The 22,511-nt window shown below is 55.2% G+C and carries 22 protein-coding genes and 1 pseudogene; 12 read left to right on the forward strand and 11 right to left on the reverse strand.

Annotation, left to right across the window (positions count from 1 at the left end; translation table 11 throughout):
• The first annotated feature begins 4 nt into the window (after positions 1 to 4).
• Together purB and B9Z43_RS05800 are read left to right on the forward strand one after the other, a co-directional pair.
• On the forward strand, positions 5 to 1,405 hold the full coding sequence (gene purB, locus B9Z43_RS05795) for an adenylosuccinate lyase (protein WP_108323644.1): 1,401 nt from the start codon (positions 5 to 7) through the stop codon (positions 1,403 to 1,405).
• A 125-nt stretch (positions 1,406 to 1,530) separates the two neighbouring features.
• The gene (locus tag B9Z43_RS05800; RefSeq protein WP_108323646.1) at positions 1,531 to 2,091 is read left to right on the forward strand and encodes a YaeQ family protein; all 561 of its coding nucleotides are present in this window, start codon (positions 1,531 to 1,533) and stop codon (positions 2,089 to 2,091) included.
• A 70-nt stretch (positions 2,092 to 2,161) separates the two neighbouring features.
• Here the strand turns inward: B9Z43_RS05800 and B9Z43_RS05805 are convergent, their stop codons facing one another.
• Positions 2,162 to 2,617 (reverse strand): DUF3717 domain-containing protein, encoded by a 456-nt coding sequence (locus B9Z43_RS05805; protein WP_108323648.1) that lies wholly within the window; start codon positions 2,615 to 2,617, stop codon positions 2,162 to 2,164.
• A gap of 363 nt (positions 2,618 to 2,980) precedes the next feature.
• Between B9Z43_RS05805 and B9Z43_RS05810 the strand changes: the two genes are divergently transcribed.
• A complete protein-coding gene (locus tag B9Z43_RS05810; protein WP_108323650.1) occupies positions 2,981 to 3,670 on the forward strand; it encodes a TerC family protein in 690 nt (229 codons plus the stop codon).
• Between the two features lie 6 nt (positions 3,671 to 3,676).
• Here B9Z43_RS05810 and B9Z43_RS05815 read toward each other — a convergent pair whose 3' ends face one another.
• On the reverse strand, positions 3,677 to 5,206 hold the full coding sequence (locus B9Z43_RS05815) for a M48 family metalloprotease (RefSeq protein ID WP_233250040.1): 1,530 nt from the start codon (positions 5,204 to 5,206) through the stop codon (positions 3,677 to 3,679).
• 80 nt (positions 5,207 to 5,286) lie between these two features.
• Here B9Z43_RS05815 and moaC point away from each other — a divergent pair, with 80 nt between their 5' ends.
• The 3 genes from moaC to B9Z43_RS17130 all read left to right on the forward strand — a co-directional run bounded on the left by moaC (position 5,287) and on the right by B9Z43_RS17130 (position 7,149).
• On the forward strand, positions 5,287 to 5,775 hold the full coding sequence (gene moaC / locus B9Z43_RS05820; RefSeq protein ID WP_108323654.1) for a cyclic pyranopterin monophosphate synthase MoaC: 489 nt from the start codon (positions 5,287 to 5,289) through the stop codon (positions 5,773 to 5,775).
• Between the two features lie 141 nt (positions 5,776 to 5,916).
• On the forward strand, positions 5,917 to 6,900 hold the full coding sequence (locus B9Z43_RS05825; RefSeq protein ID WP_108324133.1) for an integrase: 984 nt from the start codon (positions 5,917 to 5,919) through the stop codon (positions 6,898 to 6,900).
• A gap of 48 nt (positions 6,901 to 6,948) precedes the next feature.
• Entirely contained in the window at positions 6,949 to 7,149 is a 201-nt protein-coding gene (locus B9Z43_RS17130; protein WP_158270074.1) for a hypothetical protein, read from the forward strand.
• Between the two features lie 70 nt (positions 7,150 to 7,219).
• Here the strand turns inward: B9Z43_RS17130 and B9Z43_RS05830 are convergent, their stop codons facing one another.
• Positions 7,220 to 9,391 (reverse strand): VapE domain-containing protein, encoded by a 2,172-nt coding sequence (locus B9Z43_RS05830; protein WP_108323657.1) that lies wholly within the window; start codon positions 9,389 to 9,391, stop codon positions 7,220 to 7,222.
• A gap of 361 nt (positions 9,392 to 9,752) precedes the next feature.
• Positions 9,753 to 10,658 (reverse strand): hypothetical protein, encoded by a 906-nt coding sequence (locus tag B9Z43_RS17025; protein WP_146183912.1) that lies wholly within the window; start codon positions 10,656 to 10,658, stop codon positions 9,753 to 9,755.
• A gap of 192 nt (positions 10,659 to 10,850) precedes the next feature.
• Here B9Z43_RS17025 and B9Z43_RS05835 point away from each other — a divergent pair, with 192 nt between their 5' ends.
• The 3 genes and pseudogenes from B9Z43_RS05835 to B9Z43_RS05845 all read left to right on the forward strand — a co-directional run bounded on the left by B9Z43_RS05835 (position 10,851) and on the right by B9Z43_RS05845 (position 13,105).
• The gene (locus tag B9Z43_RS05835; RefSeq protein WP_108323659.1) at positions 10,851 to 11,102 is read left to right on the forward strand and encodes a helix-turn-helix transcriptional regulator; all 252 of its coding nucleotides are present in this window, start codon (positions 10,851 to 10,853) and stop codon (positions 11,100 to 11,102) included.
• Between the two features lie 255 nt (positions 11,103 to 11,357).
• Positions 11,358 to 11,537: pseudogene (locus B9Z43_RS05840) on the forward strand (cyclic pyranopterin monophosphate synthase MoaC); the annotation flags it as partial.
• 59 nt (positions 11,538 to 11,596) lie between these two features.
• The gene (locus B9Z43_RS05845; RefSeq protein ID WP_108323662.1) at positions 11,597 to 13,105 is read left to right on the forward strand and encodes a caspase family protein; all 1,509 of its coding nucleotides are present in this window, start codon (positions 11,597 to 11,599) and stop codon (positions 13,103 to 13,105) included.
• A 69-nt stretch (positions 13,106 to 13,174) separates the two neighbouring features.
• On the opposite strand, the gene B9Z43_RS05850 is transcribed toward B9Z43_RS05845, so the two are convergent.
• The 5 genes from B9Z43_RS05850 to sucC form a co-directional block, all read right to left on the reverse strand.
• Positions 13,175 to 14,638, reverse strand: a complete 1,464-nt coding sequence (locus tag B9Z43_RS05850; RefSeq protein ID WP_158270076.1) for a PglL family O-oligosaccharyltransferase — start codon at positions 14,636 to 14,638, stop codon at positions 13,175 to 13,177.
• A gap of 55 nt (positions 14,639 to 14,693) precedes the next feature.
• On the reverse strand, positions 14,694 to 15,176 hold the full coding sequence (locus B9Z43_RS05855; protein WP_108323666.1) for a pilin: 483 nt from the start codon (positions 15,174 to 15,176) through the stop codon (positions 14,694 to 14,696).
• 69 nt (positions 15,177 to 15,245) lie between these two features.
• Positions 15,246 to 15,956, reverse strand: coding sequence for a TerC family protein (locus B9Z43_RS05860; protein ID WP_108323668.1), 711 nt, complete (start codon positions 15,954 to 15,956; stop codon positions 15,246 to 15,248).
• Positions 15,957 to 16,085: 129 nt separating this feature from the next.
• The gene (gene sucD, locus B9Z43_RS05865; protein WP_108323670.1) at positions 16,086 to 16,982 is read right to left on the reverse strand and encodes a succinate--CoA ligase subunit alpha; all 897 of its coding nucleotides are present in this window, start codon (positions 16,980 to 16,982) and stop codon (positions 16,086 to 16,088) included.
• A gap of 9 nt (positions 16,983 to 16,991) precedes the next feature.
• On the reverse strand, positions 16,992 to 18,152 hold the full coding sequence (gene sucC, locus B9Z43_RS05870; protein ID WP_090142736.1) for an ADP-forming succinate--CoA ligase subunit beta: 1,161 nt from the start codon (positions 18,150 to 18,152) through the stop codon (positions 16,992 to 16,994).
• Between the two features lie 175 nt (positions 18,153 to 18,327).
• Between sucC and argC the strand changes: the two genes are divergently transcribed.
• Positions 18,328 to 19,251 carry an N-acetyl-gamma-glutamyl-phosphate reductase gene (gene argC, locus B9Z43_RS05875; RefSeq protein WP_108323672.1) on the forward strand — a complete coding sequence of 308 codons (924 nt, stop codon included), beginning with the start codon at positions 18,328 to 18,330 and terminating at the stop codon, positions 19,249 to 19,251.
• 182 nt (positions 19,252 to 19,433) lie between these two features.
• Here the strand turns inward: argC and recX are convergent, their stop codons facing one another.
• Both recX and recA read right to left on the reverse strand, forming a co-directional pair.
• Positions 19,434 to 19,919, reverse strand: a complete 486-nt coding sequence (recX, locus tag B9Z43_RS05880) for a recombination regulator RecX (protein WP_108323675.1) — start codon at positions 19,917 to 19,919, stop codon at positions 19,434 to 19,436.
• Between the two features lie 8 nt (positions 19,920 to 19,927).
• Complete coding sequence (gene recA, locus B9Z43_RS05885; protein ID WP_108323677.1) at positions 19,928 to 21,019, reverse strand: recombinase RecA; 1,092 nt, start codon at positions 21,017 to 21,019, stop codon at positions 19,928 to 19,930.
• Positions 21,020 to 21,161: 142 nt separating this feature from the next.
• Between recA and B9Z43_RS05890 the strand changes: the two genes are divergently transcribed.
• The gene (locus B9Z43_RS05890) at positions 21,162 to 21,665 is read left to right on the forward strand and encodes a MarR family winged helix-turn-helix transcriptional regulator (RefSeq protein WP_108323680.1); all 504 of its coding nucleotides are present in this window, start codon (positions 21,162 to 21,164) and stop codon (positions 21,663 to 21,665) included.
• A 122-nt stretch (positions 21,666 to 21,787) separates the two neighbouring features.
• On the forward strand, positions 21,788 to 22,462 hold the full coding sequence (locus B9Z43_RS05895) for a response regulator transcription factor (RefSeq protein WP_108323682.1): 675 nt from the start codon (positions 21,788 to 21,790) through the stop codon (positions 22,460 to 22,462).
• Positions 22,463 to 22,511: the final 49 nt, after the last annotated feature.

Here is a 22,511-nt window from a genome sequence, read left to right on the forward strand (position 1 = left end):
GGGGATGAATTTTTCCCCCATTTCCGCCCTTTCGCCGCTGGATGGCCGTTACGCCAGCAAACTCAATGCTCTGCGCCCGTTGATGAGCGAGCAAGGCTATATGCACCGCCGCGTTCAGGTGGAGATTGCCTGGTTCATCGCCTTGTCCGATGCGGGCTTTGCCGAATTCAAGCCCCTGACCCCCGGTGCCCGCAGTTACCTGACGGCGCTGGTGAAGAATTTTTCGGAAGCCGATGCGGTGGCCATCAAAGAGTTCGAGAAAGTCACCAACCACGACGTGAAGGCCGTGGAGTACTGGATCAAGTCCAAATTCAAGGACCGCCCCGAGCTGGAGCATGTGGGTGAATTCGTGCACTTTGCCTGTACCAGCGAAGACATCAACAACACCAGCCATGCCCTGCAGATCAAAGGCGCCCGAGCTCAGGTGATCTTGCCCGGCTTGGACGGCTTGATTGCCAAGTTGCGCGAGATGGCGCACACCTTTGCTGAAGTGCCCATGCTCAGCCGCACCCACGGCCAGACCGCCAGCCCCACCACCGTGGGCAAGGAAATCGCCAACGTGGTGATGCGCTTGAACGGTTGCCGTGAAAAGATTGCCGCCGTCAAGCTGATGGGCAAGATGAATGGCGCTGTGGGCAACTACAACGCCCACCTGTCGGCCTGGCCCGACTTTGACTGGGAAGCTTTCGCCAAAAAGGTTGTGGAAACGCCCGAACTGAGCGAAACCCAGGACAGCCATTGGGGCTTGGGCCTGACGTTCCAGCCCTACAGCATCCAGATCGAGCCGCACGATTACATGGCCGAGTTGTTCGATGCCGTGGCCCGCACCAACACCATCTTGATCGACCTGTCTCGCGACATTTGGGGTTATGTGAGCTTGGGTTACTTCAAGCAACGCCTCAAGGCCGGCGAAATCGGTTCATCGACGATGCCCCACAAGGTCAACCCGATTGACTTTGAAAACGCCGAAGGCAACCTGGGCCTGGCCAACGCCGTGCTCAAGCACCTGAGCGAGAAGTTGCCGATCAGCCGCTGGCAGCGTGACCTGACCGACTCCACTGTGCTGCGCAACATGGGCGTGGGCTTGGGCTACACCGCATTGGCCTATGCCTCCTTGATGACGGGCCTGAACAAGCTCGAACTCAATGAAGAAGCTTTGGCCGCTGATCTGGACGCTGCCTGGGAAGTGCTGGCCGAGCCGATCCAGACCGTGATGCGCCGCTATGGCGTGCAGGGCGCCTACGAAAAGCTCAAGGAAGTGACCCGCGGCAAGACCGTCACCGCTGCGGACCTGCATGGCCTGATTCGGGGCCTGGACATCCCGCAAGCCGACAAAGACCGCCTGCTGGCCATGACGCCAGGCAGCTACGTGGGCAAGGCCGCTGAACTGGCCCGCCGCGTCTGAGGTTTCGACGAAGACAGTCTTTCCATTGCTTGTCACCCCGGACTTGATCCGGGGTCCATCTTTCCCCGCCATGGATGCCGGATCAACTCCAGCATGACAGATGCAGGCGCAAACTCAAGAACCCCATGGCCCTCAAATCCACCATCTACAAAGCCAACCTGTCGATCGCTGACATCGATCACAGCTACTACGAAGACCACCAGCTGACCTTGGCCCGCCACCCCAGCGAGACCGACGAGCGCATGATGATCCGCCTGCTGGCGTTGGCCATCAACGCTTACAAGCTGCAGGCCGTGTGCAACGGTGACGGCAAGCTGGCCTTTGGTGCGGGCTTGTCTGACCCGGACGACCCGGACGTGAGCCTGCGTGACTTCACGGGCCAGACCCGCATGTGGATTGAGGTCGGTCAGCCCGAAGACAAGCCCATCATGAAGGCCTGCCAGAAGTCCGACGAAGTCCTGCTGTACTGCTTCAACCATGCAGCTGAAGTCTGGTGGAAAGGCATCGAGACCAAGCTCACCCGCTTGGACAAGCTGCAGGTCTGGCGTGTGCCCACCGAGCGTTCACAAGAGTTGGCCCAGCTGGCTGAGCGCAGCATGCAGCTGCAGGCCACGGTGCAGGAAGGCGAAGTCACTTTCAGCAGCGACAAAGGCAGTGTGCACATCGAGTTGCAACGCTGGAAGTGAAACAGGCCGCGCACGAGCAGCGCGGTCAGTCTTGTTGTTTTAATTTGCAGGTCGGCGCTTCAGCTTCGACTTACAAATCCAGTTTGGTTTGGGCTTCAGCGGCCACTTTGGCCAGCTGGCGGTCTTCGGCGGCACGTTCGGCGTATTTGTTGAAACGCCAGGAAGTGCCTTCCATGGTGATGCGGTGCCACACGGCGCGCTTTTCACCCGGCGTCATTTCGGTCCACAACTGCACTTCTTCAAAAGTGCGACCACAGCCTTTGCACATGTCGTCACCTTGGCTGGTCGAGCAAATCGCGATGCAGGGGGTGTCGGGTGTGCTGACATACCAGTCTTGCCAAGCCTCTGCAGCAGCCAGTGGCAAACTGAATTCGTCGGCATGGTCTTGTTTGAAGTACACCATCTGGCCATAGACATCGGCCAAGGCGCGCAGCTCGCGCGGCAAGGATACCCCGTCCGCAGAGGGATTTTTGATCCGCCAGTGGTTGATGGCGGCTTCGATGTCGGTGATGTGGATGCCGGCCATGGTGTGTTGAAGAGCAGGACGCAAATCATAGCGGGTTGCAGGCGAGTGATGCACTTTGTGCAGGCTTGCATGCCTGAATTTCCCTTCAACGCACAAGGACAAACCCAACCACGGTTTAATCTGATCTTGAAGGGGAGTAGCTCTCTCATGCCCCAAGGTGCAAAGCCTTGAGGCACTTTGATAAGCCGTCATGACGAAGTTTTACTTCCGGTTTATCAGGCGCCAGAACTTGGTTCTGACGTCGAGCAAGACCTTCGATCATCGCCTGTGTCGAATCGATCGAAGCTTGCCGTGCAGTTTGGTTTGCACATGAAGTTCCCCTCGATTCGATGCAGGTTCAACAATGGAATCTGGAGTCTTCTGATGGAATTTTTATCTGCACCTTGGTGGTCTGCTTTGTTGGCGATCATTTTGATTGACCTCGTTTTGGCTGGCGACAATGCCATCGTGATCGCACTGGCTGCGCGCAGTTTGCCCGCTGATCTGCAAAAGAAAGCCATCCTTTGGGGCACGGTGGGTGCGATCGCTGTGCGCTCGGTCATGACCTTGTGCGTGGTCTGGCTCTTGCAAATCCCCGGCCTGATGCTGGTGGGGGGTTTGGGTTTGCTCTGGATCGCCTACAAACTCATCGCCGACACCGGTGACCACGATGAGCACGGTCCTGCTGCCACCACGTTCTGGGGTGCCATGAAGACCATCATCGTGGCCGATGCCTTGATGGGTGTCGACAATGTTTTGGGCGTGGCAGGTGCCGCACATGGTTCGTGGGACTTGGTCATTCTGGGTTTGCTCATCAGCGTGCCGATTGTGGTGTTTGGCAGCTCTGTCGTGCTCAAGCTGGTCGATCGTTTTCCGATGATCATCCAGTTGGGCGCTGCCGTGCTGGCTTTCACCGCGGCCAAGATGATCGTGGGCGAGCCTTTGCTGGACAGTGTGTTCGATGCGCCCTCTCAAGCCATCTGGCGCTGGACCACTTACTTGGTGGCCATCGCCTTGGTGTTGGGCGCGGGTTGGTGGTCTTCCAGAGTGGCCAGCACGTCCACCAAGGCCTGAACCGGCTCAGCGCTCGGCTTGCATCTCGCGCACCAGCGACTGGGCTTGCCGCAAGCGGGTGTCCACAATCGACGCTTCGATGTGATCGCCGGCTTGCAGAGTGTGGTTTTTGGCCCAGTCCTGCGCGGCGCGGAAGCGATCAATGGCGCCTTGCCAATCCATGCGGGCCATTTGCGCTTCGCCTTCGGCTCTGAGGGCATGCAAATGCTGGCCTTCCACGGCCAGCATGCTCGCCAAGGTGTTCCACGCTTGTGCGTCCAGTGGGAAGGCTTGCACCTGTTCGCGCAGTTGGTGCAGCACTTCTGTGCGTGTCGGGGTGGGCGGCAGGTTCAACAAGGCTTGTGCAGTGGCGATCAGCGTGGGCCTGTCCAGCTTGGAGGCTTGCCCTGGAGGGGCCAGCAATTGCACCACCGTATCCCAGCGGTTTTGGGCCGCAGCCCATTCGGCGCGCAGCAATTTGGCCAAGCGGGCCGGTGCGTTTTGACCGCTCACCGTGCGCTCCAAATTTTGCAAGCTGCGCTCGGCCGCCGCAAAGTCCTTGAGCTGCATGTGGGCCAAGGTGGCGCCGTACCAGACGCCAGCCTTGGTGGCCGCAGTGGCTTGGGGCAAGTTGACCTGACTCGTTTGTGTGGAGGCGCGCCAAGCGTCCACTTGGCCTTGAGACAACACGCGAGCGCGCGCTGACAGCATGGCTTGCTCGACATCGACCCGGTTTCCAGCAGGTGGTGCATCCAATTGCAAGCGGGCTTGCATGTCTGCGATCCGCTCGGTGGTCAGGGGGTGGCTGCGCAAATACGGGTAGGCGCCGTTGTCGTTGAGTCCTGCGGCTTGCTGGAGCTTGCCGAACATGCCGACAAAGCCTTGGGGGTCATAGCCGGCTTCACGCATCACGCCAAATCCCACACGGTCGGCCTCGCGCTCCATGTCGCGTGAATAGCTCAGCTGTGACTGGATGGCGGCGGCCTGCCCCCCTACGATCAGCGCCTGCGCGCCCTGCGCACTTTTGCTGGCGGCCAACACGCCCAGAATCAAGGAGCCGATCACCCACGGTGTCAATTTGCCTTGCGCGCCCATGGAGCGCGCAATGTGACGTTGCGTGACGTGACTGAGTTCGTGTGCCAATACCGAGGCCAATTCGTCGTGTGTGCTGACCACAGCAATCAAGCCCAGGTGCACGCCCAGATAACCACCGGGCAAGGCGAAGGCGTTGACGCTGCGGTCGCGTCCCAGCAGGATGCGCCAGGCAAAACGTTCTTGCAGCTCGGGGGACAGCTCACCGCGTGCTGCAGCCGATTTGACCAAGGGGGCCCACAGGCGCTGAATGTACTCATCCAGCACGGGGTCTTCCAGGTAGTCCGGGTCGCGGTAAAGCTCGCGGGCGATGCGGTCGCCCAGCTTGCGTTCAGCGGCCAGGGAAATGCCATCACCATCACCCAGAGAGGGCAGCGCCGCGTTTTGTGGCCAGGCGGGCTGAAAACACAGGCTTGAGGCCAGCAGCCCGAGGAGCAGTTTCGTGCGGTGGAATTTGTTTTTCACGACAAGGAGTGTCCCATTCAATGGCCGTATGATGACCCATTCCCGTGAACTTCTTGTAAACCATTCGGACCGCATCGCCCATGACGACCTCTGATGTTTTGACCCATTTTGACGCCCAAGGCCAAGCCCATATGGTGGACGTTGGCGCCAAATCTTCCACCAAGCGCGTGGCTGTGGCCACGGGCCGCATCAGCATGCTGCCCACCACGCTGGCGCTGATCGAATCGGGCACCGCCAAAAAAGGCGATGTGCTGGGCATTGCCCGCCTCGCCGGCATCATGGGCGCCAAAAAGACCAGCGAGTTGATCCCGTTGTGCCACCCGATTGGCCTGACCCGTGTGGCGGTCGAGTTTGAAGTGTTGACGGCTGAATCGAGCGTGGTCTGCAAAGCCACCGCCGAGACCGTTGGCCAGACCGGTGTGGAGATGGAAGCCTTGACCGCCGTGCAAGTGGCGCTGCTCACCATCTATGACATGTGCAAAGCCGTGGACCGGGGCATGACCATCAATGGTGTGACCTTGCTGGAAAAGCACGGGGGCAAGTCGGGGAGTTTCATTGCGCCGGTTTGAAACCTGTTTATCTTCAATGGGTTAGCTGTGTTTGCGCTGGTGTTGATTTCCTGAAGCGACATGTCTCGTAGCAGTACTTCAGCAACTCAGTAATGATTTATTGAAAGCTTTGTCCCATTCCTGTCCCACTGAAGGATGGAAATGGCTTCTTTTCGATATCGCAGCAACCGTTGGCAAGCAAGAGTACGGCGTAAAGGCTACCCGGATGAGACCAAGAGTTTCATATCAAGGCAAGATGCTGAGAAATGGGCTCGGTCGCTTGAGTCAGAGATTGATAAAGGGCAATTCGTCAACGTTAGCGAAGCCCAGCGGACAACCTTGGGCGATCTCATCGATCGGTATTTGGTCGAGGTCACACCCTCAATGAAAGGGGCAGCTGAGGACACGATCAGACTTAAAGCCATCATGCGCAGAGACATCTCACGGTGGAGCATGACTAACCTTAGTGCAGCCCGTATTGCAGCGTACCGGGACGAACGCCTTAAAGAGGTTACAGGAGGTACAGTCATCAGGGAATTGGCGTACCTCTCTGCCATCATTAACCACGGTCGAAAAGAATGGGGGATCAACGTTCTTAATCCCGTTCTTATGGTGCGTAAGCCTCCAACTCCTCAAGCACGAACACGAGTTTTGACCAATGAAGAGATTGCGAAATTGATGCTTGTGCTGGAACCTACAGGGCGTAAAAGTCATTGGACAAAGCCCGTTGTGCAGTTAGCTTTAGCAACAGCGATGCGCCGAGGAGAGTTGTTGTCGTTGAGGTGGGAGAACATTGATCTGAAAGCAAGAACAGCGTTTCTGTCAGATACCAAAAACGGGGAGTCTCGAACTGTCCCGCTATCCACTGTTGCGGTACAGGTGTTGGAAGAGTTGCCACGGCACATCAGTGGTGTGGTGATTCCATTGAGGTATTTCACACTAGATGCCGCATTTAAGCGGGCTTGCAAACGTGCAAAACTGAACGATGTGCGCTTTCATGACCTCCGCCGTACAGCCATCACTCGCATGGCGGAGAAGTTGCCCAATGTGATTGAGTTGGCAGCGGTTAGTGGGCACAAAAGTTTGATGGTGCTGAAGCGGTATTACCAACCAAAAGCAGAGGCGCTGGCGCTGAAGTTGGGGTAGCACTTGGGGCAACCAAATGGAGATGATTCGAGAGCTGAAGAGACTGATATGCCCTTCATCTTCTATTGTTTTTGGGTGACTATTGTTGCGCTGTATTTCACCCGTAATGCCTTGGATTCATGCCAAGGGGGGGAGGGCTTAGTTCGAGTTGGGGCGAAGGATGACTCTGTACGTTCAATTAAGCAGTCGAAAGGGCAGGAGGGTCACAGGGTAGCAGTTTTATCAAAAGCAAAACAACCAATCCAATGACCCTCCTCTCCATCTCTAGATGGTTTTAAAACTACCACCCTACTGCCCTACAACCCCAGTGGCTAATAGGTTAGATATCCTTCATTGGAACATCCCAACCGAAATTCCCTCCCGATTTTCTTTTGGGGCCAAGAACTCCAGGTACCACCCCGTGTACCTCTTTGGTTTGACCTTTAGTTGGACGATCAATCCCAAGCTTTTGTAGTAAAGCCGTTGCCGTCATGAACATAGTGTTCTGACCTTTTGCACCATCCAGATATGCGATCACCATCTCTCGTATTGGGCTAATGACTTCGTAATCTTTATTCTGAGCGGTAAGTTGAGTTTCTTCCTCATAGCTGAGCCACCATTGTTCCCCTTTGTCATAGCATTGCGCTTTGATTTGGGCAAACACCTGTTGCATGTCTAGACCATGTTGATGATCAACACCCACCACAGGGATTGACCACCAACGGCTATTCCCAGTTGAGTCATTCAAAAAGTGTGTGTCATTGACCGATGCAAAAAAGATGGTTCTGCGAGGGTATGTTGAATCAGCAGCTGCATATGGTCGACGAAATGTATCTATGGCATCCGTAATGAATGACTTCAAGACCGGCAAGTCCTTCCCCAAGGTAGATTCCAGTTCACCTAATTCCACGAGCCAATTTTGGATAGCAGTCATCTTCGAATCCTTGTGTGAGGCATCTAAACAATGACCCGTCAAAACCACCTCTTTATGTAACGTAGGATCGTTGACTAAGGATTTGATCCAAGAAGTTTTTCCAAGACCTTGCTTACCAGAAAGAGTCAACACTCCCCTGCAATGGAAGCCGTCAGGCTCGAATACAGCAGCTACTCCACTGATCATCCAGCGCTTCATCAGCGTCTTCTTGAACTCATCAGGGAAATCTTCAGATGCAACTAGGGTTGCGTAAAACGCCTCTAAACGATCATTACCGTCCCAAGAAGCTGAAGAGATCCAATCTCGCACAGGATTGAATCGGTGTAGATCCGCTAACGCATGGCACAAGCTATTAGCGGCCCCTACTGGGAATTTATTGAGGGCGCACAAACTTTGGATATAGCTTAGCTTGACGTTGTCAGCATTGTCCATTGAGGTCTCAAGATAAGGGATGCAAATGACCGTCTTCTTCGTGATTTCGTTGTACTTGATATCCACGCTGTACGACTGCATCAGGTGCGTGAAATTCTCCATAGTGGCAGGTAGTACGAAGCCTTTACCACTAGGCTGATGCGGAAATCCATTGGAAGGTAGTGGTTGAACAGCACCTTCTTGATTCGATCTCAATTGCCCTAGAGCCTTCCCTCCCTTGGCAACACCAAATGCATTTCGTAGGATCTGATCAGCATTCAATCCACGTTCTTTGAGCATGTGCCGAACAGTACCCATCGTTATCGATGAACCCTCCTTGAAGGAGAAAGATTGCCATTTGCGTTCAATTTCGGCATAGCCCTTGTACTTGCTTCCTGCACTTGACCATTCATCCGCAATAGCTAGTCCTTCAACTGAGCCACTCGTTTCATGATGAATAGCCATCAAGACATTTCGCCATTCGTCATATCCCATATCGGGATCTAGCTGTGCGATCAATGCACGAATCGCTGGAAGATTTTCATCTTTCAAAGCTGGCAGCGAACTTTTTTTGGCCCCTGCTGTTGGCAGATATTTCAGGTCGAGCACAGGAGCAGCGCCGTTGTGCAGCAACAGATCATCAACAAAGGATTGTGTTAGATCTACAAGTTGATCAAACGAAACAATCTCAGGGACTAATAATTTCTTGCCCGTACTGGGTGGAGCGATGATGTACGAGTTGCCACACCGGATATCAATTCGTTCTGGATGCTCTTCCGTGCTGTGACCGGCCTGCTTAATTTTTAGGCTTGCATCTTGACGGTAGTAATAGTGAACACCTTTTTTGGTCTGCACTTTCAAATTTGAGCGCAGCTGATGTTTTGCTTCTAATTTTTCAATGGCGTCTTGTGATTCAGGCGAATCTGCATCCAACACAACCAACCCATTGGAGCAATAGAGGGCTACATCATCATTCGGACTCTTATCCCAATATTGTTCAATTTGTTGTGGACAGAGTTTTGGTAACCAATCGGTCGGTTTCGTTCTCGGGTATTTCTCCCCTTCAACGATCGGATATGGGAGATACCCCTTGGTGAACCATTCAAGAGCACACTTAGATGTATCATCCTGAATTAAAGTAGATAAAGTATTAATTTCAATGGTCATATAGACTCCTTTCGTAGTTTTTCTACGGTGCAGACGGAGTCATCCAGAAATTTAGAAAATGATATTTAATACTAAATAATACTTGAAGTCACCTATTGTCTTTCAGGAGCACCGGTAAAAGATAAAAATATCCTGAAGTCTCTATCATACAATAAATTACATTGCAATGTCAATAGTTGTAAAAACGCAACATGCGAAATAAATATAAAGATAGCGCTACTAAAGAGCTGATAGGCAATCCCATCATTGCAACTATGCATTGAGCCCAATCAGTGCATGACCAAGAGGGATCAACTCAAACAAAGCTGCGAGACTGCCAGATCAACTTGAAACAACCAGCCTATTTAAACATAATGGACGTTTAAGGTCTATTTGCCGAGCAATTATTAAAAACTTTAAGCATTTGGTTAAAGCCAGACAAACTTATTGTTCCTTCGACACTAGAGAAAAATTGATTCTGAGGAACAGCACGCACAGTCAATAGTGAACCTGTGATTAGCTCATCAAGTAATCCTTCATAATGATCAGGAGACCCATTAGTCGTTAATATTGGAGGACCTCCATTAGAAATAGATGCATAATTTGCTGCCAAAGTTGCAGCGTTAAGATTTGAAAAATTTCTATCCAAAAATCCACCAACTCTAAGTTTTGATAAATTAGAGTATGTGTCATAACAACTTACTCCGCAATATGAAACTCCAATTTGAGGGGGTGTTGCATTATTTCCGTAAGTAAATGCCTGTATTTTAAAAGAACCATCTATTCCATCTCTTGATGTTCCAAATGTCTTAGACATGTAGCAACTCGCTTTTTGCTCTATATTGGAAACCAATCTGGAAACTGACCAGCCATTTAAATATCCTTCAAATTGAGTTGGACTAACCGTCGCAGTAACACGTACCAAAGATTCGGCACTATCTAACAAACCATCGTTGACAATCAAAGAAAATATATATATACCTTCATAATCTGGTGTAAAATTTGCTTTGGCAGACGTGCTTTTATTAATTGAAATAATGCTTCCTTCTGGCTTTGATTTAATTGTCCATTTGTAATTTAGTGAATTATTATCCGAATCAAGACTTTTGCTGCCATCTAGCGTGGTAATGACATTAGTGGCAACCTCAATTGATGCACCAGCATTTGCAATGGGCACTGTATTACTAAATGCTGGTGTGTTGGTATTGGCAGTAGAACCATCACCGCCGCCACCGCCACATCCTGCCAACATCGTCAATATATACAAAGTTAATAATTTATTTGACATTTGTAATTTCTGCAATTCGATTGGTGAATGTTAATTAAATTTAATAAAGCCGATATTGAACAAAAAATATTATTCAAATACTTTTGAGCCTTCTTTTATGGTTCGTAAGCTGTCTTCGCTCGTTCGTGTGGACAACCATGCAATGAAATAGGTCAAAATGGACTATATCAGATTGACCTAGAACATCAAGTGATGGTCATATCTGTTCATCACAAGCGCTACAACAAGCTTCGCTCGATCATGAAAGAGTTGCGGCTGAAATCAGGACTGACACAGGTTCAAATTGCGGACCTGCTATGCATGGAACAGTCGAACGTTTCAAAAATTGAAAGAGGCGAACGCTACATAGACACTCTCTTTTTCATAGACTATTGCAAAGCTTGCGGGGCTGTACCTGCTGAAGTGATTGCTAAGGTAGATGACTCAGAACACCAAGGTTATTAGATCTGTCTTGTTGGCTTGATCACGGGTTATGGATGCAAATAGGTAGTTCTAAAGAATACAAAATATCAACGATCTAGTTTGAGTGCAACATGTGTGTTGAGCAGAACAACACGGTAACTCTAGTGATTCGTGCAAAGGTACATAGGTAAGGTGTCAAAAATTCCGTAAACTGCTAGTGGGATGACTGATCTTGTCCCAATTTTGTCCCACTAACTTAAGGGATGTGGACGAAAAATTTGATAAATCAAATACAAAGCTACCGCCGAAACCGTGGGCCAGACCGGTGTGGAGATGGAAGCTTTGACCGCCGTGCAAGTGGCTTTGCTGACGATCTACGACATGTGCAAAGCCGTGGACCGGGGCATGACCATCAATGGTGTGACCTTGCTGGAAAAGCACGGGGGCAAGTCTGGGAGCTTTGTGGCGAATGCCTGACGGCGTGCTTGCCGATTGCAGTTGGCAAGTCTGTTTCAACCATATTGCTTGGGGAACCCATGAACTTGTTTCGGAAAATCCAATGGATCATCTGGCTGTTGTGGGCTTCTTTGCAGCCTGCTGTGGCCAACGCACCCGAGCAACTTCGGCGGGCCCTTGTCATCGGCAACGCCACTTACAAGAGCGCGCCACTCAAAAACCCGGGCAACGATGCGCGCGCCATGAAGGAAGCGCTGGAGGCCGCAGGATTCAAAGTCCATTTGCTTTTGGATGCCAACCGAAGCCAACTTGGCCAAGCCTTGCAAGACCACCAAGCGGCAATTCGGGGAACGCAAGGTTTGAGCTTCATCTATTACGCGGGACACGGCGTACAACTGGAGGCTGAAAATTTCATCTTGCCCGTGGATGTGAACATCCAGTCGGAAAAAGACATTCCCGAGCAGGGCGTCAGTGTCAAAAAACTCGTGGAAAGCATGAGCGCGCAGGGCGGTCGGCTCAATGTGTTCGTTCTGGATGCTTGTCGTGATAACCCCTTCAGGGCCCAGCAAAATTTCCGCGGTTTCGCGCCAGTGGATGCACCTGCAAGAACATTGGTGGGGTATGCCACAGAGGCCGGCAATGTGGCCATCGACGGACAAGAGGATGGCGCTCATGGTCTTTACACCGCTGCTTTGTTGCACGAGCTGAAAAACACCGCTGCCCCGATCGACAACATTTTTAAACGCATCAAGTTCGGTGTCAGACGGGCCAGTCAGGGCCAGCAAGTGCCTGCTTACTCCAATGGTGTTTTTGAAGATGTTTATTTGACAGGCGCATCATCCCCGGCCAGCTTGACGTCGGAAGAAAAGAAAAAGCAGTTTGACCAGGAACGACAAGTCTGGAACAACATCAAGGATGGCAAGAACCCTGAACAGATTTTCAATTTCATTCAAGCGTACCCTGCATCCAGCTTGAGTGAATTGGCACAAGGCGTTCTCGAGAGGATTGACCGTAAAAGCATCCGCAGTCAGGCCTTCGAGGGAGAAGTCGTTCAAAACCCGGCAGATGGGCGGTTCAGAAATGGTGACCTGTACACCATGAAAATTTCATATGAACACAGGCCCAGTTTCATTGTGAAGTCAACCGTGTTTGATGTGAGCGAAGACTCTGCCAAGTACACCAACGTTTTTGATCAGGGTCCAAGCGGTCAGATGACCATCGCGGGCGCGGTGATCAGCGATGGTCAAAATACTTTTGATCCTCCGTATGTGTTGGTTCCCGGCGCTGAATACCAGGTGGGCAAACGCTGGCGTGGTCGCTCATTGCGAACCAACCTCAAGGGGCAGAAAGCCTGGATGGATTATTCGGGCAAGGTCGTGGCTCGTGAGCAAGTCACCGTGCCAGCGGGAATGTTTTTGGCTTACCGCGTGGAGATTCAATTCCAAATAGAAGGCGAAGCTTTGCTCAACGCCAGCTTGTGGGTCCAACCGGAATGGGGTTTGGCCATCAAAACCAATTTCCAATTTCTGGATCCGAATGGCCGTGTGCGCTCAGGCGTCAGAGAGATGGTGGGCAGGCAAAGAGGTTAAGCGCGTCAGGTGAGTCCATTCGCCATGTCTCCTGGACATCATCCCCGATGGGGCGCTGCTGACACCAGCTCAGTTCGCATGAGGCTGGATGAGCTCACTTGGAAAAGCGATTTTCATCAGCCGCTGATGCTGTTGCGCTGTTTGCACATCACCCACCATCTGTGCGGCTTCGATGACCTTGCGGATCACTTTCGGTTCCGGCGAGTAGTGCAGCATCGACTGACCTTTTGCCAGCAGGTGTGTCGCGTTTTCAGGCGTGACGGGGGTCAAGGAAAATTCGGCGAAATCGGCGGTGGTATGGAACAGCACGCTGCTCTTGGCAACGCTCACCGCATCGCTGCCCCACAGCGTTGAACGCGCATTGGCTGGGATGAAAATTTGCCGCACGCGTGAATAGTCCACCGCGATGAATGCTGTGCTGGCCAGGATGGCCGCGCCCATGATAGGCAAGATGCGCTGAGTTGCATGGGTGTATGCCAACTTTGGCTGCGTCAGCAAAACGGCGCACAACAAAACCGCCAGTTGAAAAGGCCCATACCAAAGCGGAAACTCCAACAGGCTGTGCAAACCGATCACGGCCAACACGCCCCAGGTCAGTTGATGTTGCGCATCACGCGCGTGCCAGGGGCGCATGGCCAGCGTGATCACGATCAGGCTGAGTGTGACCAGTGAGGCAATCGGAACACCCAAGGCAAATGCCAGTTGCAAGGGGGCGTTGTGGGCGTTGCCCAGTATTTCGCAAAAGCGCTCGCCCGAATAGTTCGCACTGTAGTGCGCGTATTTGAGCTCGTTCCAGCCCCAACCCCACCACGGCTTTTGGGCGATCAGTTCGATCACATTGCGCCACAACACTTTTCGGCTGCCGCAGCCATCGTCGTTGCCCATGCGTGTCAGGGCACTGATGGCATCCGTGCCGGAACTGTTTGACAGCAGGTGCGGCAAGGCCCAAATGGCTGCCGCATATACGCCCAATGCCCACAACACCAGGCGCCAGGACAAATGCGCCTGATGCTGGCGACGTTGCAGGGACCACCCCATGACCAGCGCTGTCACCAAGATCATCTGCAAGAGGCCGGTGCGTGAGTTGGTGGCGGCGTTTCCGATGGCGATCAAGGCGAGCATCCACAACGCATGGGTGAGGACAAGTCCACTGCGTGCCCACCAAAGTACGGCCAGAATGCCCATGGATGTGAGGGTGGCCAATTGATTGCGCTGGCGCAGGTTGGCCCGAGCCTCGCCCAGGACATCGGGCACATGGACCCAGCCACTGAAGGCTTCGGCCAGGCCGAAATACTGCATGAGTCCTATGGCGCTGCTGAGCACCGCCGCCATGGCCCAAGCTCTGGCAATGTCCAGTGCTTGAAGTCGCAGCCCCGATGCCATGAGCAAGCCGATGCAGCCCCAGCTGATCAAGAGTGGCAGCACATTGGGCAAGGGGGCCGATGCCCAAGGCGCCATCCAGGGCAAGACCAACAGGAAACTGGTCAGCAAAGTGGGCCAGCGTGTGACGGGTGATCGGTCAAACCAATTCACGCTAACCCCAAGAAAAACGCCCTGCAGAGCAGGGCGTTGGTGGGGGCCAGGAGGCTCAAGAAGCTTTGCATGAGGCGGGCAAGTATTTGACGGGCAAACCGTTGCTGCTGGCTGGGCCACAGCGCCAAGCGGCGATGGTTTTGCCACCATCGGTGCTGCCCACCACGGCGGTCTCACCGCTTTGCAGTGGTGTCAATGCGATGGCATTGGCCGAGCTGCTGGTGGTGCCGCGCAAAGCTTCGTGGTTGCCGACCACAGTGATCACGCCATTGGCATCGACGGCGATGCTGGTGACGTACTTGCTGGTCTGGCTGTCACAGGCTTTGGGCAGGGTTTTGGACACATCCGCATCGGATGAGGAGGAAATCGCCTCGTTCACAGCGGTTTTGCAACCGTTGGCCGCCAACAGCAGCTCAGACACCTTGGCGCGGATGGTGTAGTCCTGATACGCCGGCAGAGCCAGTGCGCCCAGAATGCCGATGACCGCGATCACGATCATCAGCTCAATCAAAGTCAAACCTTGTTGCCTTTTTTGCATGGCATCTCCTCCCTGTTGAATGGAGTTCGATGGTAAATCAATCACCGATCAAACTCCAGTCAGCGGCCCTTAAGAAGCTTCTTCCTGTGCGGGGCGTCGGGCCAAAATGATCTTGCCCAAGGCCAGCACCAACAAGGCACCTGCCACGCCCAAGCCATAGCCCCAAGCTTTGTCCTGAGGGATGTAGGCGATCAAACCTGGATCGGTTTGCACCATGGTGCCTGCAATCCAGCCCAGCAGCATGCCGCCCACAGTGATGATGATGGGGAAACGGTCCATGAGTTTAAGGACCAGTTGGCTGCCCCAGACGATGATCGGGATGCTGACCAGCAGGCCGAAGATCACCAGCGGCATTTGATGATCGGCATTGCCCGAGGTTTGCGCGGCACCAGCGATGGCGATCACGTTGTCAATGGACATGACCAAATCCGCAATGATGACGGTTTTGACGGCACCCCAGAGTTTGTCGCTGCCCTTGATGTTGCCGTGGTCTTCGTCTTCGTCAGGGGTCAACAGTTTCACGCCGATCCAGATGAGCAACAAGGCGCCGACAAATTTGAGAAACGGAATGGCCAGCAGTGTGAGTGCGAAAAAGATCAGGATCACGCGCAGCACGATGGCACCGGCGGTGCCCCAAAGAATGCCTTTGGTGCGTTGGTGTGCGGGCAGTTGGCGGCAAGCCAAGGCAATCACCACGGCGTTGTCGCCACCCAGCAGGATGTCGATCATGATGATCTGGCCCACAGCGAACCAGAAATGAGCGGTCAGAAATTCTTCCACGGTGTTCCTTTGATCGCCTGTTGATGTTTGGCGAAACTTGATTTCAAAAAACGGAAAGCCGGATTGTCCCGCAGGACATCCGGCTTCGGTATTGTGGCAAACCACAGCCGCCCGTAAGCGGCTCAGAGTTTACTTCAGCTGGGCCTTGAGCAATTTGCCCAGTTCAGACGGATTGCGCGTGACGATGAAGCCGCACTCTTCCATGATGGCCAGCTTGGCATCGGCCGTGTCGGCACCGCCAGAGATCAAGGCACCAGCATGGCCCATGCGCTTGCCGGGAGGGGCAGTCACACCAGCGATGAAGCCAACCACGGGCTTTTTCATGTTGGCCTTGCACCACTGAGCGGCTTCGGCTTCGTCTGGACCGCCGATTTCACCGATCATGATGACGGCGTCGGTGTCTGGATCGTCGTTGAAAGCCTTCATCACGTCGATGTGCTTCAAACCGTTGATCGGGTCACCACCGATACCGACGGCGCTGGACTGGCCCAGGCCCACTTCGGTCAACATCGCCACGGCTTCATAGGTCAAAGTGCCCGAACGGGACACCACGCCGATGCGGCCTTTGCGGTGGATGTGACCGGGCATGATGCCGATCTTGATTTCGTCAGGGGTGATGAGACCGGGGCAGTTGGGGCCGAGCAGCAGCGTGCGCTTGCCGCCAGCGGCTTCCTTGGCCTTCATCTTGTTGCGCACTTCGAGCATGTCACGGACTGGAATGCCTTCGGTGATACAGATGGCCATGTCCAAGTCGGCTTCCACGGCTTCCCAGATGGCGGCTGCTGCGCCTGCTGGGGGCACGTAGATCACGGACACGGTCGCGCCAGTTTGTGTGGCGGCTTCCTTGACGGAGGCGTAGATTGGGATGTTGAAGATGGACTCGCCAGCCTTCTTGGGGTTCACACCTGCGACGAAGCAGTTCTTGCCGTTCGCGTATTCCTGGCACTTTTCAGTGTGGAACTGACCGGTTTTGCCGGTGATACCTTGGGTGATGACTTTGGTGTCTTTGTTGATGTAGATCGACATGTGTGTTCCTTACTTGACGGCTGCGACGATGGCTGTCGCGGCTTCGGCCATGGTGTCGGCAGAGATGATCGGCAGACCGGATTCGGCCAGCATCTTCTTGCCCAGCTCGTCGTTGGTGCCCTTCATGCGCACGACCAATGGCACGGACAGGTTCACGGCCTTGCAGGCGGTGATCACGCCGGTGGCGATGGTGTCGCACTTCATGATGCCGCCGAAGATGTTGACCAAAATGCCTTTGACATTCTTGTTGGCCAGCATGATCTTGAAGGCTTCAGTGACCTTTTCGGCTGTTGCGCCGCCGCCCACGTCCAGGAAGTTGGCTGGCTCGCCGCCGAACAACTTGATGGTGTCCATGGTGGCCATGGCCAGGCCAGCGCCGTTGACCAAGCAACCGATGTTGCCGTCCAAAGAGATGTAGGCCAGGTCGAACTTGGAAGCTTCCACTTCAGCAGGATCTTCTTCGTCCAAATCGCGGTAAGCCACGATTTCGGGGTGACGGAACAGGGCGTTGGCATCGAAGTTGAACTTCGCGTCCAAGGCCATGACGTTGCCCTTGCTGTCGCGGTTCAGTGGGTTGATTTCTACCAACGAAGCGTCGGTTTCCATGTAGCACTGGTACAGCTTCTTGAAGATGTCCACGGCTTGGGCGGTGGAGTCAGCAGGCATGCCGATGGCGTCAGAGATCTTCTTGGCTTGGGCGTCGCCCAGACCGGTCAGCGGATCGATGAACTCGGTGATGATCTTCTCGGGGGTGGAATGGGCCACTTCCTCGATGTCCATGCCGCCTTCGCTCGAAGCGATGAAAGCGATCTTTTGTGTGGCGCGGTCGGTGACCACGGACACGTAATATTCTTTGTTGATGTCAGCGCCGTCTTCGATGTACAGGCGTCGGACTTTTTGGCCTTCGGGGCCAGTCTGGTGGGTCTTGAGCTGCATGCCCAGGATCTCGCCAGAGATGCGTTTCACATCGTCGATGGTTTTGGCAACCTTGACGCCGCCGCCCTTGCCACGGCCACCGGCGTGGATTTGGGCCTTGACCACCCACACTGGGCCGCCCAGTTTTTGAGCGGCTTCAACAGCCTCTTGAACGGTGAATGCTGGAATGCCGCGGGGTACTGGCACGCCGAATTGACGCAAGATTTCCTTGCCTTGGTACTCGTGAATCTTCATGAGGTCTTCTCTCAGTGGGTAGTTGATTGACCGGCCCGCTGGGGTGATTCACCCGCCAGCAGGCGCTGGACACTGCAGCCTGCGACTGTATCATGCTGCAACGCACCAATACTGAGCCCGGCGTCTTACAGCGACATGACGCAGCGTGCTTGATTTCATGAGGAAGTACACACAAATGGCCAAAATCTTCATCGACGGCGAAGCCGGCACCACCGGTTTGCAAATCCGCGAGCGCCTGGCGCTCATGCCCCAAGTGCAGGTGCTGAGCATCGATCCAGCCCGCCGCAAGGACCCGCAAGCCAAGCGCGAATTGATGGCCGAAGCCGATTTGGTGGTGCTGTGCCTGCACGACGATGCCGCCATCGAGTCGGTGGCCATGATCGACAGCCTGACCGGCCAAAAGCCACGCATTGTGGACGCGTCCACCGCGCACCGCTGCAACCCCGGATGGGTTTATGGCTTTCCTGAACTGGCTGATGGCCAACGTGCGGCCGTGATCGCCGCAGACCGTGTGGCCAACCCCGGTTGCTACGCCACAGGCGCCATTGCCTTGCTGCGCCCCCTGGTGCAAGCCGGTTTGGTGCCTGCCAACTACCCGGTCTGCTTGCCGTCGGTCAGTGGTTATTCGGGCGGTGGCCGCACCATGATCGAAGACTACGAAGCGGGCAAAGCACCTTTGTACGAAGCCTATGCCTTGGGCCTCCAGCACAAGCACATCCCTGAAATCATGCGCTTCACGGGCCTGACTTGCCGTCCGCTGTTTGTGCCGGCGGTGGGCAATTTCCGCCAGGGCATGTTGGTCCAACTGCCCTTGCACTTGGACGCCCTGCCCGGCCAGCCCAAAGCCGCTGATTTGCACGAAGCCTTGCGTGCCCACTATGCGGCCAGCCAAGCGGCAGGCGGCTGGGTCAGCGTGGAGCCCGCAACCGAAAACGGCAAGCTCGATGCGCTGGCGCTCAACGACACCAACAAGCTGGAGTTGCGCGTGTTTGCCAACGAAGAGGCGCGCCATGCGGTGCTGATCGCGCGTTTGGACAACCTGGGCAAGGGCGCCAGCGGCGCGGCGGTGCAAAACATCCAGTTGATGCTGTGTTTGTGAGCCAAGGCACCGACGGCATTTGCATTTTTCGGGACACTGCAACCATCGACAGAGCCTTCTGACGGCTCTCTCCAGCTTGATGAGCCCTTTCGAGGGCACGACGAAGCAAGATGGTTGCCCTGTCATCAGGGTGGTTCATTGGGGTAGCCCTCAGAGGGCTTTGCCCGGTCTGCAAACGGCGCTCATTCGTCTTCACAGCCTTGCACCACGCGGCGGACCACCTCGGCGGCAAAGCCCCGGGTGATCAAAAAGCGCATTTGCCTGGCCCGCTCATGGGCATCGGCAGGTGCCTGACCGAATTTCTTGCGCCAGACTTCTTGTGCGCGGCTCAATTCGGTGTCGCGCAACCCTTCCATCGCTTGGGCCACTGCCTCGCCAGACAGACCTTTGGCGGCCAGTTCTTGCCGAACACGGGCCGCGCCCAGCTTGCCGGCACGGCGGTGGACCACCGATTCGATGGCCCGCCCGTCGTTGATGAAATCCCGCGCTTGCAACTCGTCCAGCGCTTTGGCCAGCTCGCCCGGCGTTTCCTCGTGCGGTGCCAGTTTGCGCTCCAGCTCTGCCCGGGAATGCTCGCGCTGGCTCAAAAGCCGCAAGGCGCGGCCTTTGAGTGAGGGCTGAAACCCCAAACCCTTGCGGGTTCCGGGCGCCTTGGGTGCACTGTTCATGCTGCGCCTTACGCGGGGTCTTTGGCTTCCTTGGGCTCTTTGGCTGCTTTGGCGGGCTTGGTGGGTGCGGGGGTGGCGTCACCCGCAGCGCCTGCCAGCAAAGGAATGCCCAGTGAGTCACGCACTTTGTTCTCGATTTCGAAAGCCAGGTCGGGGTTCTCGCGCAGGAATTCGCGGGCGTTGTCACGGCCTTGGCCGATTTTCTCGCCCTGGTAGGCGTACCAAGCGCCGGATTTTTCGATGATTTTGGCTTCCACGCCCATGTCGATCACTTCGCCTTCGCGGCTGATGCCCTCGCCAAACAGGATGTCGAACTCGGCGGTCTTGAAGGGCGGTGCGACTTTGTTCTTGACCACTTTGACCTTGGTCTCGTTGCCGATCGCGTCGTCACCTTTCTTGATGGTGCCGGTGCGGCGGATGTCCAGGCGGACTGAGGCGTAGAACTTGAGCGCGTTGCCGCCGGTGGTGGTTTCGGGGCTGCCGAACATGACGCCGATCTTCATGCGGATCTGGTTGATGAAGATGACGGTGCAGTTGGTCTTCTTGATGGTGGCGGTCAGCTTGCGCAGCGCTTGGCTCATCAAGCGGGCTTGCAGGCCGGGCAGGCTGTCGCCCATGTCGCCTTCGATTTCGGCCTTGGGGGTCAGGGCCGCCACCGAGTCGACGACCACCAGATCCACCGCGCCGGAGCGCACCAGGCTGTCCACAATTTCCAAGGCTTGTTCGCCGGTGTCGGGCTGGCTGATCAGCAGGTCTTGCAGGTTGACCCCCAGATTTTGGGCGTACTGCACGTCCAAAGCGTGCTCGGCGTCCACAAAGGCGCAGGTGCCGCCCAGGCGTTGCATTTCGGAGATCACTTGCAAGGTCAGGGTGGTTTTGCCCGACGATTCAGGGCCGTAGATCTCGATCACGCGTCCACGGGGCAGGCCGCCGACGCCCAAGGCGATGTCCAGACCGAGCGAGCCGGTGGAGACAACCTGGATGTCTTCGATCACTTCGCCTTCGCCCAGGCGCATGATGGTGCCTTTGCCAAATTGCTTTTCGATCTGGGCCAGTGCGGCTTGCAGGGCTTTGGCTTTTTCGGTGTTCACTTCGCTCATGGAAATCTCCTTGAATATCAATGGTTTGGGGCATCCGCTCCCTTGAAAGCTTGTGCTTTACTGGATGCGTGAACAGTACTGTAAACGAACTGTACAAACGAGTAAACCATATTTTTGGTCAGTTTGCCTTATCATTTACGGCATGGCCGATGCACCACTTGTCACCCCCACAGACCCCTCCAAAACAGTGGACGACCGCTGGCGTCAAACCCATTTGGGACGCCTGCTGGGCCACGCCATGCGGCGCTTTGACGAGCGGGTCTTGCACCTGATGGCCCACAACGAAGGCGTGCCTTTGGCCTTGTCGAACCTGGCCGCTCGCGACCAGATCAGCGCGGCGCATGTGCACATCACGCGCCACTTGGCGATCGAAGGCTCGCGGCTGACCGATCTGGCGCAAGCTGCGGGCATGAGCAAGCAGGCCATGGGCGACTTGGTGGACCAGTGCACGGCCTGGGGCTTGGTGCAAAGACAAAGTGATTTGCAGGACGCCCGCGCCAAGCGTGTCGTGTTCACCGCCGATGGCTTGGCCTGGTTGCAAGCCTTCAAAGATGCTGTGGCGCAAGCCGAAGCGGAATTCAGGGACGCCGTGGGTCAGGATGTGGCCACGGTGGTGGCCTTGGGCCTGGAGGCGTATGCGCATTGATGTCAGTCGGGGTTGACCTCAAGGTCGACCTCTCGCCCGATCAGCCGCGGCCTGACACTAAAATCAGCTCAAGCGCCCGATATACACCTCAAAAAAGCCAGCATCTACAACAGGAGACAGCCATGCGAATTCTCATTGCCGAAGACGACCAGGTGCTTGCCGATGGTTTGTTGCGCACCCTGCGCAACGCGGGGGCGGCGGTGGACCATGTGGCCAGCGGCAGCGAGGCCGATGCGGCCCTCATGACCAACAACGAATTTGATCTGCTGATCCTGGATTTGGGGCTGCCCCGCATGCATGGTCTGGAAGTGCTCAAGCGTTTGCGTTCCAGAGGTTCTGTTTTGCCCGTGCTGATCCTCACGGCCGCTGACAGCGTGGAAGAGCGCGTCAAAGGGTTGGACTATGGCGCAGACGATTACATGGCCAAGCCCTTCAGCTTGCAAGAACTCGAAGCGCGTGTGCGCGCCTTGACCCGTCGCGGCATGGGCGGCGCCACTTCCCAGATCAAGCACGGGCCACTGATCTATGACCAGTCCGGTCGCGTCGCCACCATCGACGGCAAGATGGTTGAGCTGTCAGCCCGCGAGTTGGGCTTGCTCGAAGTGCTGCTTCAGCGTGCGGGCCGTCTGGTCAGCAAAGACCAGTTGGTTGAGCGCTTGTGTGAATGGGGCGAAGAGGTCAGCAACAACGCGATCGAGGTGTACATCCACCGTCTGCGCAAGAAAATCGAAAAAGGCCCGATCCGCATTGCCACGGTACGTGGCTTGGGCTACTGCCTCGAGAAAATTCCTGGTTGAACGTGCCCGGCTTGCTCACCCCAACCTCGGCCTTCGTGCCCACTGAGCC

Origin of the sequence: Limnohabitans sp. MMS-10A-192, assembly GCF_003063335.1 — a bacterium.
Taxonomy (GTDB): domain Bacteria; phylum Pseudomonadota; class Gammaproteobacteria; order Burkholderiales; family Burkholderiaceae_C; genus Limnohabitans_A.

Excerpts from the sequence above, each read along its gene's own strand:
- B9Z43_RS17025 (WP_146183912.1), bottom strand. The coding sequence starts at position 10,658 with ATGTCAAATAAATTATTAACTTTGTATATATTGACGATGTTGGCAGGA.
- purB (WP_108323644.1), top strand. The coding sequence starts at position 5 with ATGAATTTTTCCCCCATTTCCGCCCTTTCGCCGCTGGATGGCCGTTAC.
- B9Z43_RS05845 (WP_108323662.1), top strand. The coding sequence starts at position 11,597 with ATGAACTTGTTTCGGAAAATCCAATGGATCATCTGGCTGTTGTGGGCT.
- sucC (WP_090142736.1), bottom strand. The coding sequence starts at position 18,152 with ATGAAGATTCACGAGTACCAAGGCAAGGAAATCTTGCGTCAATTCGGC.
- moaC (WP_108323654.1), top strand. The coding sequence starts at position 5,287 with ATGACGACCTCTGATGTTTTGACCCATTTTGACGCCCAAGGCCAAGCC.
- B9Z43_RS05835 (WP_108323659.1), top strand. The coding sequence starts at position 10,851 with ATGGTCATATCTGTTCATCACAAGCGCTACAACAAGCTTCGCTCGATC.
- B9Z43_RS05805 (WP_108323648.1), bottom strand. The coding sequence starts at position 2,617 with ATGGCCGGCATCCACATCACCGACATCGAAGCCGCCATCAACCACTGG.
- B9Z43_RS05800 (WP_108323646.1), top strand. The coding sequence starts at position 1,531 with ATGGCCCTCAAATCCACCATCTACAAAGCCAACCTGTCGATCGCTGAC.
- B9Z43_RS05830 (WP_108323657.1), bottom strand. The coding sequence starts at position 9,391 with ATGACCATTGAAATTAATACTTTATCTACTTTAATTCAGGATGATACA.
- B9Z43_RS05810 (WP_108323650.1), top strand. The coding sequence starts at position 2,981 with ATGGAATTTTTATCTGCACCTTGGTGGTCTGCTTTGTTGGCGATCATT.
- argC (WP_108323672.1), top strand. The coding sequence starts at position 18,328 with ATGGCCAAAATCTTCATCGACGGCGAAGCCGGCACCACCGGTTTGCAA.
- B9Z43_RS17130 (WP_158270074.1), top strand. The coding sequence starts at position 6,949 with ATGCCCTTCATCTTCTATTGTTTTTGGGTGACTATTGTTGCGCTGTAT.
- B9Z43_RS05855 (WP_108323666.1), bottom strand. The coding sequence starts at position 15,176 with ATGCAAAAAAGGCAACAAGGTTTGACTTTGATTGAGCTGATGATCGTG.
- B9Z43_RS05825 (WP_108324133.1), top strand. The coding sequence starts at position 5,917 with ATGGCTTCTTTTCGATATCGCAGCAACCGTTGGCAAGCAAGAGTACGG.
- B9Z43_RS05895 (WP_108323682.1), top strand. The coding sequence starts at position 21,788 with ATGCGAATTCTCATTGCCGAAGACGACCAGGTGCTTGCCGATGGTTTG.
- recA (WP_108323677.1), bottom strand. The coding sequence starts at position 21,019 with ATGAGCGAAGTGAACACCGAAAAAGCCAAAGCCCTGCAAGCCGCACTG.
- B9Z43_RS05890 (WP_108323680.1), top strand. The coding sequence starts at position 21,162 with ATGGCCGATGCACCACTTGTCACCCCCACAGACCCCTCCAAAACAGTG.
- recX (WP_108323675.1), bottom strand. The coding sequence starts at position 19,919 with ATGAACAGTGCACCCAAGGCGCCCGGAACCCGCAAGGGTTTGGGGTTT.
- sucD (WP_108323670.1), bottom strand. The coding sequence starts at position 16,982 with ATGTCGATCTACATCAACAAAGACACCAAAGTCATCACCCAAGGTATC.